Here is a 13,789-nt window from a genome sequence, read left to right as displayed (position 1 = left end):
GGTTAATTTTGATTTAGATGGATAGCTCAATTTTACAACATCGGAACATTCAGCGAACAAAGCAAAAGTTAAAGATGACGGCGTCTAGATTAGTAGATCATCATGTTAACTTAGCGGTAACTGGTTTAAGTGGCAGCGGTAAAACAGCTTTCATTACTTCGTTAGTTAACCAACTGCTTGAAGCCAATGAGGAAGCAAACTTACCTTTTTTTAATGTAGTTCGTGAAGCTCGATTAGTCGGTGTTAAAAGAGATGTGCAGCCTAACCTAACATTTAGACGGTTCGCATATGAAGATGCAATGATATCGCTGACAAATTTAGAGCCCGTATGGCCATTATCGACAAAAGGTATTTCACAGGTAAGACTGAAAGTTAAGTATAAAAAGAGTAGCGGTGTCAGTAAATATCTGACCAAAGATGCGACGCTCACCTTGGATATTACTGATTACCCTGGCGAGTGGTTACTTGATTTACCTTTACTCGATATGAGCTATGAGCAATGGATTGAACATTGTAGTTCTGAATTAGAAGATCCTTTAAGAGCAGAATTAGCAAAACCATTTATTGATGCTATATCAAAATTAAAGTTAGAAGAGTCAGGTGATGAGCTGGCGCTAAAAAATATTGCGGACCTTTACGCGCAATATTTAGCTAGCTGTCAAGAGCATGGATTTCAACTGCTGCAACCAGGGCGTTTTATCTTACCTGGAGAATTAAATGGGGCACCTGCGTTACATTTCTTCCCACTTATTTTTACTGATAATTCAGAATCAAAGTTCAATTTAAAGCATGTTCAAAAGGGCAGTAATATAGATTTATTGATTAGTCGTTTTGAACATTACAAAGCTCGTGTAGTTCAGCCTTTCTTTCAAGAGCATTTTAGAAAATTTGATAGGCAAGTCATATTGGTTGACTGCTTAAGTGCTCTAAATAACGGATATAATTGTTATCAGGACTTACAGAAAGCGATTGACTGGATTTTAGGAAGCTTTCAATACGGCTCTTCAAGTATTTTAAATCGGTTATTCCAACCTAAGATTGATAAGTTAGTTTTTGCTGCTAGCAAAGCTGATCATATAACGCCAGACCAACAGGGAAACCTAGTCAAGTTATTAGAAAGCATGTTGCGCAATGCTAGAAAAAACATTCAATTTAAAGGAGTGCAAACAGAGTCTACTGCTATTGCCTCTATTAGAGCTTCAAAGTCGGGAAGCAGTGAACTGGGTGGCGCTAATATTCAAGTTTTACAAGGGCAGGATGAAAATGGAAATACTATAACGTTGTTTCCTGGAGAAGTTCCCCAATGTTGTCCTCCCCAAAATTTTTGGACATCACAGAAATTTGAATTTCCAAAATTTTCGCCACCTCAATTAGGGGCAAGTTACTCGCTTCCACATATACGTATGGATCAAGTGTTAGATTTTCTATTGGCTGACAAATTAGCATGAAAAATAATGACTCAAAAAATGCTGAAAGCTCACCTCAAGATGCTGATAACAAAATTAAAAGTGCTCAAGTAGTTAATAATTCAAGCATTACAGAACCTCAAAATAAGGATATTAAGCCAGCGCAAATACTAAGTGAAATGGTGTTAACCGACATAATTACTGAAAGTGTTTTTGAGGAGGAACAATTAGAATATAAGCCTCAAACTAAGGTTAAAACATCTCGTAAAAGATGGTTTATATTTCTTACATTAGCTGTAGTTCTTGCGAGCATGGTTGAGCTTGTTTTGTTTGTGATTGAAATTACTCGTAACTCAGATTGGTTAGGTGCAGTTTGGTTGGGTATATTTGGTGTCGTTTTGATATTTTTTATAACGATGGTTTTGTCAGAGTTGAAAGGTTTACGAGCACTAAAGAAGCAAGATGAGCTTAAGGAAACCTCTGATAAGATTACTAATAGCCCTGCAATAGGGCTTGCTGAATCTCATTGCTTAAACTTAGCTTCGAGGCTACCGCCAAGTTATCAATTTCTAGTGGCTAACTGGCAGGACAGTTTGGAAGATATTCATAATGATCATGAAATTATGTGTTTGTTTGAACATAATGTTTTGACTCCTATTGACAAAATAGCGATCAAACAAGTTACGAGTAATGCGTCAGCAGCGGGAGTTATGATCGCAGTAAGTCCCTTTGCCATGTTAGATATGTTTATCGTGTTATGGCGAAACATCAGGTTGATGAATCAAGTAAGTGAAATATACGGGTTACGTTTAGGGTATTGGGGAAGAGTAAAACTTATTCGTAATATTTTTAATAATATGGTGTATGCAGGTGCCGCAGAAATTCTATCAGATGCAGGTAACTACGCATTAGGGGCTGGTGTTACGGGAAAATTGTCCACTAGAGTCGCACAAGGGTTAGGAGCTGGAGTTTTAACATCTCGTATCGGAATAAAAGCGATGGAACAATGCAGGCCGTTAAGTTGGAATGCCGAAAAAAAGCCAGGTATTGCCAATATTAGCAAGCAACTTTTGACGGAACTAAATAGTAAAATAAACTAATTATTATCAGAAATTTTGTCAATCCAAAAAACAGCCTATTTAAAACTACCATAAATCACTATATTAACTTGAGGTTCTGTTTTTAGCAATCGTATTAGTACATAGATACTTTTGGACCGCCGCTAATTTCCTTTATCTTTTGTAAAAAAATCTTTACTGTTTAGCTTTTCTGTCATCACCCGATTAACCTTTTTTATTTGGAGAGCTCAATGCGTTTGGAAATTAATTGTCAGGATAGATTGGGTATAGCTCAAGATATACTAGATATATTAGTTGAGCATGAAATTAATTTGCGGGGTATCGAGATTGATGAAATGGGCAAGATATTTCTTAATTTCCCCAATATGGAGTTTTCAGAACTTCAGCATTTAATGCCGAAAATCCGCAAAATTGATGGAATAAAAGATGTTAAAACAGCTCCTTTTATGCCAATAGAAAGAGAGCAATATCAACTTCAAACGTTGTTAAAAACACTTCCAGACCCTGTGTTTTCAGTCAATACCAAAGGAGAAATCATTTTAACAAACGATGCGGTGCTGATTCACTTATCTTTACCACGAGAAAAGGTTATAGGTGTTCACATTGGTGACTTGCTAAAAGGTTTTAATATTTCACGTTGGTTAGAAACTGACGAGCCCCAAGTACAAGTTCAAAAAATACGATTTTTAGAGCAAGACTATTTAGTCGATATGCTACCTGTACTGGTACCGGATATTGGTGGGGAATCTATTATGGCTGGTGCTGTATTTTTACTAAAGTCAGAGTACAGGCTAGGGCAACAACTCACTGCATTCAATCAAGGAGTGGCGGATAGCTTTGTTTCAATCCAAGCGGAGAGTAAGGCAATGAGAAGCGTTGTAAAAGACGCTAAGAGAATGGCTGAGTTAGACGAATCTATAATGATGTTTGGTGAAACAGGGACAGGTAAGAAACACTTGGCTAAAGCATGCCACGAAGTAAGTAGCAATAGGGGCGGGAAGTTCATTGTTGCGGACTGTCGGGTACTTTCTGATAAAGAGGCATGTATAGAGTTATTGGGTGAAAATGATGATAATTTAGGGCTATTAGACTTAGCTAATGGAGGAACACTGTTCTTGGATGAGGTTGCCGACTTACCGTCAGGTATCCAGACTAAGTTTCTTAAAATATTGCAAAGTGGTTACTATCAAAGAGTAGGAGAGTCAAATAGTAGACTTTTTGAAGTCCGTATAATTAGTTCTACCCAAAAAGACTTGGGTGCTTTGGTTCAAGAAGGTAGTTTTAGTGAAGATTTGTTTTACCAGTTAAATGTTTTGAGTCTATTTCTGCCTCCCTTGAGAGAGAGGAAGTCAGACATTATTGCTCTGGCAGAGAGGTTTATAAAACAACATAGTATGAAGTTAGGACGTCAAGCACCTAGACTGACTAAAGCTTTTATAGATTACCTGCAAACTTACCCTTGGCCCGGGAATATTCGACAATTAGAAAACACACTGTATCGAACCATTTCTTTATTAGATGGTAATGAATTAGATAAAGTCCATATTCAACTGCCTTCATGTTCGGCAACAAGTAGTATAGTTTATCAAGAGTTTAATGGAAGTTTAGAAGATGAAGTTAAACGCTTTGAGAAAGAAATATTAATACGCCTGTATCCGAGCTTCCCAAGTTCAAGACAATTAGCCAAAAGGCTAGGGTTAAGTCATACAGCCGTCGCTAATAAATTGAGAGACTATGGAATAAACAAGAAAACTGTAAAAATTATTTGATGAAGAATACCAAACGATTTGTACTCTGCTACTGCCTTACTATTTAGTCATTTATGAACTTTCTTATTTACACCCTAGGCTCTATGAGTAGTTTGGACGGTAAATTAGAGAATATACAAACCACCTAAGTTGTTGATTGATACAAATCAAACCTAGGTTAAACGTCCAAAAGCTACACTACAAATTTTTGATTGGTAGTTCAGTAGTATTTTTAACTTGTTTTAGGGCAAAAGTAGAACTCAAGTGGTCGACTAATGGTAGATTAGTGAGTTTGGTTTTTAGTAAGTGTTCATACTCTTCGATGCTTTCAACTATGACTTTCAATAAATAATCTTTTTCACCACTGGTAGTATGGCATTCTACAATTGCTTCAATACTTTGAACGGCTTTTTCAAAATCATTTAATGATTCACCATCATGATTTTTTAGCGTTACATAGATGAAAACAGATACGCCTAAATTTAACTTTTTATTGTCTAAAAGAGTCACTTTTTGGAGTATTATTTTTTCAGCAACAAGGCGTTTTACTCTTCTCCAGCAAGGAGTGTGAGATAGTCCAACTTTTTGGCTTAAATCTGCCATAGACACGGTTGCATCTTTCTGCATGATTCGTAATATTTCGCGGTCAAACTTATCAAGTTTCATAAAATTAAGCTCAAGAGAACATATAACAAACGTATAGCATGCGTAAAAAGCAATGCTTTTACAAGGGATTTAATAGGACAATTATCCTAATAAATGCAAGGTGCATAACGAGAGTCTCAGCTACGAAAAAAAATGTTAATGAAGATGCAAAATATGTCGCAACCGGTTGTTATAACGTTGGTGCATTAACTTCCTAAAAAGAAGTGCACGCTAATGTTGGTTTTCAAACACTGTGAATTCGATGTACACGAACATGTAGCATTTTATCAAGACCAAAAAACTGGGTTGTTTGTAATTATATCAATTCACAATACTAATTTAGGGCCGAGTATTAGTGGCTGCAGAATGTGGCTTTACTAATCTGAATTTGAAGTACATCCAAGGTGTAATGCAGGAGGCCAATTAAATGTAACTGATATAGACCAGCGCAGTATTAATAGGGACTCGAAATTGTACGATGCAGTAGCGGCTAGCCTGAGTGATATTAGATAAAATAAATGTAGATGTATTTGCACCATGCGGTATGAGCGGAACTTTGAATGAGAGTAGCATTACTGCTTTAAAAGTTAAGGTGGTTGCAGGTGCGGCTAATAATCAGTTAGCTAAAGAGAATTATGGTGAATTGTTAAGATGTGAAACGATACTATATGCCCTTGATTTTGTAATTAATACCTGCGGGATCATTGAAATTCATCATCAGGGGATTGCCAGTTCTATTGAGCGACTTAAATTCCACATAGATAATAGGGAGTCGACTTAACTTGAAATATATGAGTGCTCGACACTCAATGCAATGGCAACGAATTTAGAGGCTAACTCAATGGCTGAAAAACGTTTTTGTAAAATAATTAAGCAATTAGGCTAGGTTATAAAAAATGATGTTGCATAACGTAATTGCTTTGTTCATAATGCGGCGCCTTAGCAGAGCTAACACTATACATGCTAACATTTTCAATGGTGACCTTTTGGTCCCCTCGCAATGATACTTTGTGAACCCGGTCAGGCCTGGAAGGGAGCAGCCGCAGCGAACGACTCATGTGCCGAGGTGTGGCTGAAAGGACACCACCAATCTTCTATTTCTGTTTTGGTGGTGCTTCTGTTTTGTTTACATCTAGATACTCAACTGCCTGCTTAATCGCATTCACAGCGTTCATTTGCATTTGCTGCCTTTCACTTTGAGGTAAATAAAATGACATATCGACTTCAAACCTAATATACCTAGGTGGAATTTGGTTTAGAGCTAAACAGCACAAATCTGCCAGGTAGTCTTCACTTTTTATCTTGTTCAAACCTAAAGCATCTATTCTCTCCAAAACTAGGTGTTCGTAATAATTGTGGATATCGTCGTCTAACTTCATGTTTGTTTATCTCTAAAAAGTAATAGTCAAACCTAACTATATATGTATTTTGTAAAATGTGAGAATTGTTTTTAATTCGTTCAGGACCAAGCTTTATTGCTGGTTGATATTTGTACAGGTTGAAGGGTATATATTAGATTGATTAATAATAAGTTGGAATCTATTGAGGGTAGTCAGTTGACCAAGTGTATACGTTATGTATATTATCCCATGTGAGGTTCACTACCTCTCACTATTAAAAATCGTTTTAACGATTTAACACATTAAAAATTGTGGTCCAGGGAGACATACATGTTTACATTTAAAAAGAGCGTTACAGCGCTTTCTGTTGCGGCCTGTTTAGGTTTAGCAACACCTGTTTTTGCAAATAGTACCAATGGGTATATTACTGGTAACTCAGTTACAGTAAGTGGTGACACTTTATCAAACGTGACTATTTCTATTGAAAATTTAGAAACCGGGCTAAATCGTTCTGTTGTTTCTAGTAATGATGGTTCATTTCGTTTTCCACTTTTACCTCCTGGCCCATATAAAGTAGTGGCTGAAAAAGACGGTTTTAGAACAACTGTTGAAGAAAAAGTTGTTGTAGGGATTAGTGGGAAAGTTAACATGAACCTAGCTCTTAGTGATGCTAGTGTTGAGAGGATCCAAGTTACTGGGTCTGCTCTTTCTTTGGTTGATGTCACCAGTACAAGTACAGGTATTGTTGTTGATTCTATTACTCTTTCAAAGGTTCCTGTACCAAGAGATTTAACTGCTGTAGCACTATTAGCTCCAGGAACAACCAAGGGAGATTCTGCTTTTGGAAACGTTCCATCTATTGGCGGGGCTTCAGCCGGAGAAAATGCTTACTATGTTAATGGTTTGAATTTAACAAACTTTAGAACAGGTGTTGGTTCAAGCAACCCTCCATTCGAAATGTTTGAGACATTTGAAGTTAAAACTGGTGGTTACTCTGCAGAGTTTGGACGTGTTACTGGTGGTGTTATAAATGCAAAGACTAAAAGTGGGTCAAATACATTTAAATGGGGTGTAAATGCCTACATCGAACCAGATGCTTTTCGCTCAGACAAGCCTTCTAAAAAGCGAGAAGATGGCTCTTATCGATTAGATAATACTGGTGACGAAAATACTGCTTGGGATGTTAACTTATGGGCAAGTGGAGCATTAATTGAAGACACATTATTTTTCTACGTCTTATATAACCCTCGCTCTGATGTATTCGATTATAACGGTTCACAAACAATAAGTGGGGCAGATACCTTACAAAGTATCTACAACGAAGAAGAAGACGATGCATTTTGGGGTGCCAAAATAGATTGGTATATAAATGATTCAAATATTCTTGAATTAACAGCCTTCTCTGATGAAAGTTCAAATGTCGTGACTCGATATGAAAGTACCAATGGAGCTATTGACGGTGATGGAGCGATTGGATTTGAAAATGAAGGCGGGTTGAATTACACCCTCAAGTATACCAGTATTATATCTGATGATTTTTCTGTTTCTGCTCAATACGGTATTAACAGAGCTGATAGAACTGTACAAAGTGCATTAGACGCTAACCCTGTGGTTTACAGACGTTTTGACAGTACAGGAGCTTTTGTTATCGGTGGGAATTGGGCTAATTTCTTGGTTGATGAGGGTGATGATGAGCGAGAAGTATTCAGGATTGACGCTGATTGGTATGTAGGAGATCATGAAATACGATTTGGTGTAGACTCGGAAACTTTAACTGCGAATGCAAATACGGTTCTTTCTGGTGATAATTATTATCTTATTTATGTAGATGATGTGACTGATCCTGCTAACCCAGAACCTTATGAAGTTCGTCGCAGAACATATTCGTCTGGTGGTGCATTTGAAAATAAAAACTTTGCCTATTATATTCAAGATCAGTGGCAAGCTACTGACAATCTTATAATCAATGTTGGTGTTAGAAATGATTCTTTTGAGAACTTTAATGGTGCTGGCGAATCATTTGTTAAGTTAGATAACCAGTGGGCTCTACGTGCAGGTGCCGTTTATGATGTAAATGGTGATGGCGATTCAAAAGTATGGGCTAGTTATGGGCGATATTATTTACCCGTTGCGGCTAATACCAATATTCGATTATCTGGTGCTGAAACATATATTCATGATTTTAGAGCATGGGAAGGATTTGCTGATGCTACATTAGAGGTTCCAGTGTTTAATGAGTCAGGAGCTCCTACACAAGATCAACAAGTGTTTGCAAACGGAGATGTTCCTGATGCAGGAGCTATTGTCGATGCTGATTTGGATCCTATGTATTCTGATGAGTTTATCTTGGGGTATCAAACTCAGTTAAATGATGATTGGAGTTTAGCTGTTCAGGGGACTTACAGAGAGCTTTCTACGACAATTGAAGATGTAGCAATTGATTTTGGCTTGAATGAATATGTAGAGCGGGAATTTGGCTCATCGTGTACTGAATGTTCAGGTTTTCATTACTATGTTTTAGCTAATCCAGGTGCCGACATTACTGTTACGACTGACCCTGATGGTGATGGTCCATTGGAAAATATGGCATATACAATACCAGCCAGTGACTTAAACTACCCAGAATCTATAAGAAAGTATGCGTCTGTTGATGTTACCTTCGAAAAAGCATGGGATGGGGTTTGGATGTTAAATGCAGCTTACACTTGGTCTCATAGCTGGGGGAATAACGAAGGGTATATACGTTCAGATAACGGCCAGGATGATGCAGGTTTAACAACTTTGTTCGACCAGCCCGGTTTATTGGATGGTGCATATGGTAATTTACCAAATGATAGACGCCATTCAATTAAAGTATTTGGCTCGTATCAAGTTAGTGAAGCTCTGAACTTGGGTATGAATATGAGTTGGCAGTCAGGTAGACCAAAAAATGCATTTGGTTACCACCCAACTGATGTATTTGCTCAAGCGTATGGCTCAGAATCATTTTATGCAAACGGTGAATTAGTTCCAAGAGGTTCTTTAGGTACAACACCTAGTGTTTTATCTATTGATTTAACTGCGAGCTATCAAATTGATTTGTCTGAAGATTATGACCTGACGCTCAGAGCAGATGTATTTAATGTGCTAGACAGTGATTCAGTGACTGAAGTTGATGAGATATTTGATAGCGAAACTGGCTTTGAAGGTGTTGGCTTACAAACTCAAAATCCTAGTTTTGGTGAAGCTACTAATTGGCAAACTCCTCGTTATGTGCGGTTGAGTGCCTCACTAAGGTTCTAGGTTATATGTAGAGCTTTAAGTTTTATTTATTAAAATATGTCTAATATTGAAAGCCAGCGTATATCGCTGGCTTTTTTATTATTCTTGTTCTGAAATACGTTGGAATAGCGGAATCCTCTTAGTGGCAGAATAAGTAATCTAATATTTAAACGTTAATAAAAATACTACATGTAGGCTTTAAGTTGAGTGATGTTGAGCTTTTATATAAGGCCATTACATTTATAAGCAAGTTATAAGTATTTCTTTATATCAAGAACAAATTCCATATTAGTTTGGCCTAAAAAGTGTGGTGAAATGATTTAATGTAAAGCACTTCTACCGGTGTCGATGTTTAAATGAAATGCAGCCCAATAAATCAAAAAGTTAGAACGGTAGCGCGGTATCTAAAAAACTCTCAACTGTATGTTCAGTAGCATGGATAAGTAAGAAGTACTTTTTCGATAAGTCTTGTGAGCCAATCCAAACTATCTAAGTACAGGGTGGGTTATTCTGCAGGTTTAAAAATCTGTTTATCAATAGTTGTCGAGAATGAACCGTGAAAAAGTTAAGTCTAACCCTATAATAGAATGAATTTTATATTGACGTAACTATATATAAAAGCTAAGAGTACGCAGGTCTCCATATTCATCCAACCAAGTCTAATTGAGTATTACATATGAATTTAGACTTAAATGAAATATTAACGTACCTTCGATGTAAAGGTTTTTTCGTGATAGCAGTCCTAGCTATTTCGGAATGAAGTATAGCCAATGTTACTTGCAGAAATGTTCTGATTCCCATAAAGGTAAAACATTTTACAAGCTAGAAGAAGAGCTCTACAGATATGAACTGTCTAGACATATATGAATGTGTTCATTATTTAAAAATAATTGCAGATGACCTACTTCAATTGAACTATTCATTTTTATAAATGAACAGGAACCTATTGTTGAGATGTCAAATGATAAAATCAATACATAGAAGATATACTTCAGAGCGTATATGGCAAGCTATAACATAACTAACTGTGTACGATTAAAAGTGGTAAGAGTCGCAGTATATTTAGGTGTCGTAAATCTGGTATTTTAAATCTGTAAAGCAAATTGGAATCAATGAATTCATAGGTAAATTTAAGTCTATATGAGGATTGATTAAACGATAGAAAGTAAGGTGAAACCTAACGATGGAGAAAAAACTTGTGCCTTAATTCAATACATGACAGTTAACGTTAAACCATCAAAAAGCTGAATTTATATAGCAATTGCAAAAAATAAGCCGAATAAGTATATAGTAGTGATCGCAGAAAGTATAACATAGAACACTAATACTAAGCGCAAACACTATGTGGCTTTAACTAATAAGTTAGTAGAATTAAACACATCAAAGCTGTCTATAATTAGATACGGGGGAGACAATGTCATTTACCTAGAGACTAGTAGGGCACGATATTGTTAGATATTTTTATGGATTTATACTCTCGCCTTGTTGCTGGTTGCCATGTTGACCAACACTAGACATGTGAGTAACTGAGTATAGTCTTGATGAAACCTTGTAACTACGCTACTTATCTAATTTATTAGCTATAAGTAGTAACAAATGCTCACACTATACGAGAAAAACACGTTTTCAATTAAGTTAGTAAAATCAAAAATTTTTTAATGTTATTATTAGCCATTTATAATTAAAAGTGCGGAGTGTATGAAACATATTAATGTGGCTATAAAGAATCTAATAGACGCAACTAAAGAAAGTGATTTAGTTAAAGCTGAAGAGAATTTAAATTATTTAATCTCAAATAAACCACCACTTAATAATAATTGGTTAGGCGTTGCTAAAATGGCCATGTTATTAGGAAAGATTAAATTAGCTATAGATATTTTAAACATTTACCAACCAAGCAAATATGAACTTAAAGAAAACTTAAAACGGCTGACTTTACTTGTTGAAATTGGTCAGATCCATAACGCTTACTCATGTTCATTAGGTCTGCTAGAAAGTCATCCACAGTCCCCAGAGTTAAATCACTTTTTATGCACTGTAGCACTTCAGTTAGGACAGAAGGAAGTCTCTATTAAATGTGTTGAAACTGTATTGAAAGCTTGGCCAACCTCGGGTCAATCATGGTTAATATTAGTCAACGTCGCTGGTCAAAAAGATGATGCTAACATACTTAATCGTATGTTAAGAATCAAAAGCCTAGTTGACAGAACTTCAGATAATCGATCTAAATCCAGCTTTTATTCAGCTTTAAGTAAAGTATCTTTTAATTGTGGATCTGAAGAAGAAGCTTTTGAGTACGCGACTATGTCAAATCTCTTTTCTTCCAAATTTAATGATTACTCGTATAGAGAAGATAAACAGCGAGTCAGTAAAATATTATTAAACTCGTCAGGTGTAGATTGTGACACTGAGAATAACAAAATTGTGAGCTCAGATAGTCCAATATTTATAGTTGGGCTTCCTCGAAGTGGAACAACGTTATTGGAGCATATTTTATGTGCTCACTCTAAGATTATAAATGGTGGAGAAACTAATGGAATGGAACGGGCAGCAAGGGGGGTAGTAGGTAACGAACCTATAGGTGTAAAAGATGAGCAGTTTGATGTCAAATTGATTAAGAAAAACTTATCGCAGATCAGGCAAGCCTATTTGGATTTTGCTCATCAAAAGTATGGAAATGAAGGAGCTATAATAGATAAAAGCCTGAACAACAACCGATATTTATGGTTGATAAAACAGGTCTTCCCTGAATCACCAATAATATTTATTTCAAGAAATACAATAGATTCTGCATGGTCTTGTTATAAGACTCACTTTAGTCAGGGCCTCAGTTGGGCAAATAGCTTGACGAATATTGCAGAGTATTTTTCTGTTGAAAACACGTTAACTGACTTTTGGAAGAGTAAATACGACGGCGATTTATTTCTTTTAAACTATAGTGATTTAGTTACAGAACCTGCTAGATATTTGCAATTGTTATGTGAATACTGTGGGCTAAAATACGAATCGACTTTACTTGATTTTTACAATCAAGACAGGGCAATCTACACTGCTAGTGTCTCCCAAGTTCGTAAATCAATTAATGTGAATTCCATAGGAATAAGTAAGGTTTTGGAAGATAAATTAGCGCCATTTATTCAACACTATAATAATCAAGTAACAACAGATAGGGTTCTTTAACGCAAAATAGATTTATATATGGCTTATCAACCACTTTCGTGTGGTTAGCCTTTCAATATTAAAGATTATTAGCCGTTGAATGGCTGTTAAATTTGTTGGTTGCATAGGGGGGGCCTACAAATTTTGAATCTCATAAATAGGATTTTAGATTTTTGCAATCATTAAATTTACTTAAATGTTAAGTTTAACCCGTAGTACATCCTTGACAATTTGCCAGTAACCATGTGAATATTCGCAGGTCTTAGTTTTCAAGTTTTTGAATACTAAGCCCCTTAAATTATAGAGCTTAAAAGCCCCTTATCCACAAATTTCAAAGTGTGAAAAGGATTCAAAAAAAGAAAATTGGTTGGGAATTATGTCCAAAATGAGCAAGAGAAACCTTATTGCTTCTGCCGTCGTTGGTGCTATTGCACTCGGTAGCAGCGCTGTTGTCTCTGCAGATCCGTTAAATGATCTTCATAAAGAAGAAGCAAAAATTAATACGGCTGCAGCGAAATCCCAAGAGAAAATCAACAACCTGTACGAGCAGTCTCAGGAATTATTTGTTGAATATCGTGGAATTGTAGACGAAACAGAAAACTTGAAAGTATATAACGATTACGTTGCAACCTTGGTTGCGGATCAACAACGTGGAATCGATTCTCTTCAAACTCAGATTGATGGTATCGAAGGCGTTAAACGCGGAATTGTACCTTTGATGTTTAGAATGATTGATAGCCTTGAGCAATTCATCGATCTAGATGTTCCAATCAACTTAGAAGAGCGTAAAGAGCGTGTTGAACGTCTACGTGATGTTATGGCTAACTCAAATGTTACAACATCAGAGCAATTCAGACAGGTTATCGAAGCCTATCAAATTGAAAATACTTACGGTAAAGCAATTCGTTCTTACCAAGGTACTTTTGATTATCAAGGTACTGAAGTAACAGTTGATTTCTTCAACTTAGGTAGAACTGCATTAATGGCGTTGTCTCTTGATCAGAAATCTGCTTGGATTTGGGATAACGATGCCCGAGCATGGGAAGTATTAGATGATTCATACGTTAGTTCAGTTGTATATGCTGTACGTATGGCTAACGCACTAGTACCACCAGACCTTCTTGAACTACCAATTAAAGCAGCGGAGTAAT

Annotated in this window: 9 protein-coding genes, 1 other RNA gene and 1 pseudogene; 9 read left to right on the top strand and 2 right to left on the bottom strand. The window is 36.3% G+C overall.

Going from position 1 to position 13,789, the window contains the following annotated elements; all coding sequences use genetic code 11:
• Positions 1-17: 17 nt before the first annotated feature.
• The 3 genes from ABJD71_RS14150 (at position 18) to ABJD71_RS14140 (ending at position 4,254) form a co-directional block, all read left to right on the top strand.
• Complete coding sequence (locus ABJD71_RS14150) at positions 18-1,448, top strand: YcjX family protein (protein ID WP_348170624.1); 1,431 nt, start codon at positions 18-20, stop codon at positions 1,446-1,448.
• A complete protein-coding gene (locus ABJD71_RS14145; protein ID WP_348170621.1) occupies positions 1,445-2,506 on the top strand; it encodes a TIGR01620 family protein in 1,062 nt (353 codons plus the stop codon). The genes ABJD71_RS14150 and ABJD71_RS14145 overlap by 4 nt, the downstream gene beginning before the upstream one ends.
• 209 nt (positions 2,507-2,715) lie before the next feature.
• Complete coding sequence (locus ABJD71_RS14140; protein WP_348170618.1) at positions 2,716-4,254, top strand: sigma 54-interacting transcriptional regulator; 1,539 nt, start codon at positions 2,716-2,718, stop codon at positions 4,252-4,254.
• A gap of 177 nt (positions 4,255-4,431) precedes the next feature.
• Here the strand turns inward: ABJD71_RS14140 and ABJD71_RS14135 are convergent, their stop codons facing one another.
• Positions 4,432-4,899: an Lrp/AsnC family transcriptional regulator gene (locus ABJD71_RS14135; protein ID WP_348170615.1), complete on the bottom strand. Its 468-nt coding sequence runs from the start codon at positions 4,897-4,899 to the stop codon at positions 4,432-4,434.
• A gap of 213 nt (positions 4,900-5,112) precedes the next feature.
• Here ABJD71_RS14135 and ABJD71_RS14130 point away from each other — a divergent pair.
• The 3 genes and pseudogenes from ABJD71_RS14130 to ffs all read left to right on the top strand — a co-directional run.
• Positions 5,113-5,256 (top strand): annotated as a pseudogene (locus ABJD71_RS14130) (amino acid dehydrogenase); the annotation flags it as partial.
• Positions 5,257-5,377: 121 nt separating this feature from the next.
• On the top strand, positions 5,378-5,659 hold the full coding sequence (locus ABJD71_RS14125) for a hypothetical protein (RefSeq protein WP_348170612.1): 282 nt from the start codon (positions 5,378-5,380) through the stop codon (positions 5,657-5,659).
• A gap of 203 nt (positions 5,660-5,862) precedes the next feature.
• Positions 5,863-5,959: signal recognition particle sRNA small type (ffs, locus tag ABJD71_RS14120), an RNA gene on the top strand.
• 13 nt (positions 5,960-5,972) lie between these two features.
• Here the strand turns inward: ffs and ABJD71_RS14115 are convergent.
• The gene (locus ABJD71_RS14115; protein WP_348170609.1) at positions 5,973-6,257 is read right to left on the bottom strand and encodes a late competence development ComFB family protein; all 285 of its coding nucleotides are present in this window, start codon (positions 6,255-6,257) and stop codon (positions 5,973-5,975) included.
• 291 nt (positions 6,258-6,548) lie between these two features.
• On the opposite strand from ABJD71_RS14115, the gene ABJD71_RS14110 reads away from it, so the two are divergent.
• From ABJD71_RS14110 to ABJD71_RS14100, 3 genes are all read left to right on the top strand, one after another.
• Positions 6,549-9,500 carry a TonB-dependent receptor gene (locus ABJD71_RS14110; protein WP_348170606.1) on the top strand — a complete coding sequence of 984 codons (2,952 nt, stop codon included), beginning with the start codon at positions 6,549-6,551 and terminating at the stop codon, positions 9,498-9,500.
• A gap of 1,677 nt (positions 9,501-11,177) precedes the next feature.
• Positions 11,178-12,659, top strand: coding sequence for a sulfotransferase (locus tag ABJD71_RS14105; RefSeq protein WP_348170603.1), 1,482 nt, complete (start codon positions 11,178-11,180; stop codon positions 12,657-12,659).
• A gap of 364 nt (positions 12,660-13,023) precedes the next feature.
• A complete protein-coding gene (locus ABJD71_RS14100) occupies positions 13,024-13,788 on the top strand; it encodes a DUF3450 domain-containing protein (RefSeq protein ID WP_348170600.1) in 765 nt (254 codons plus the stop codon).
• Position 13,789: the final 1 nt, after the last annotated feature.

The sequence above is a fragment of the Paraglaciecola sp. genome (assembly GCF_039943935.1).
Taxonomy (GTDB): domain Bacteria; phylum Pseudomonadota; class Gammaproteobacteria; order Enterobacterales; family Alteromonadaceae; genus Paraglaciecola.
This window is presented reverse-complemented; position numbering and strand designations above follow the sequence as displayed.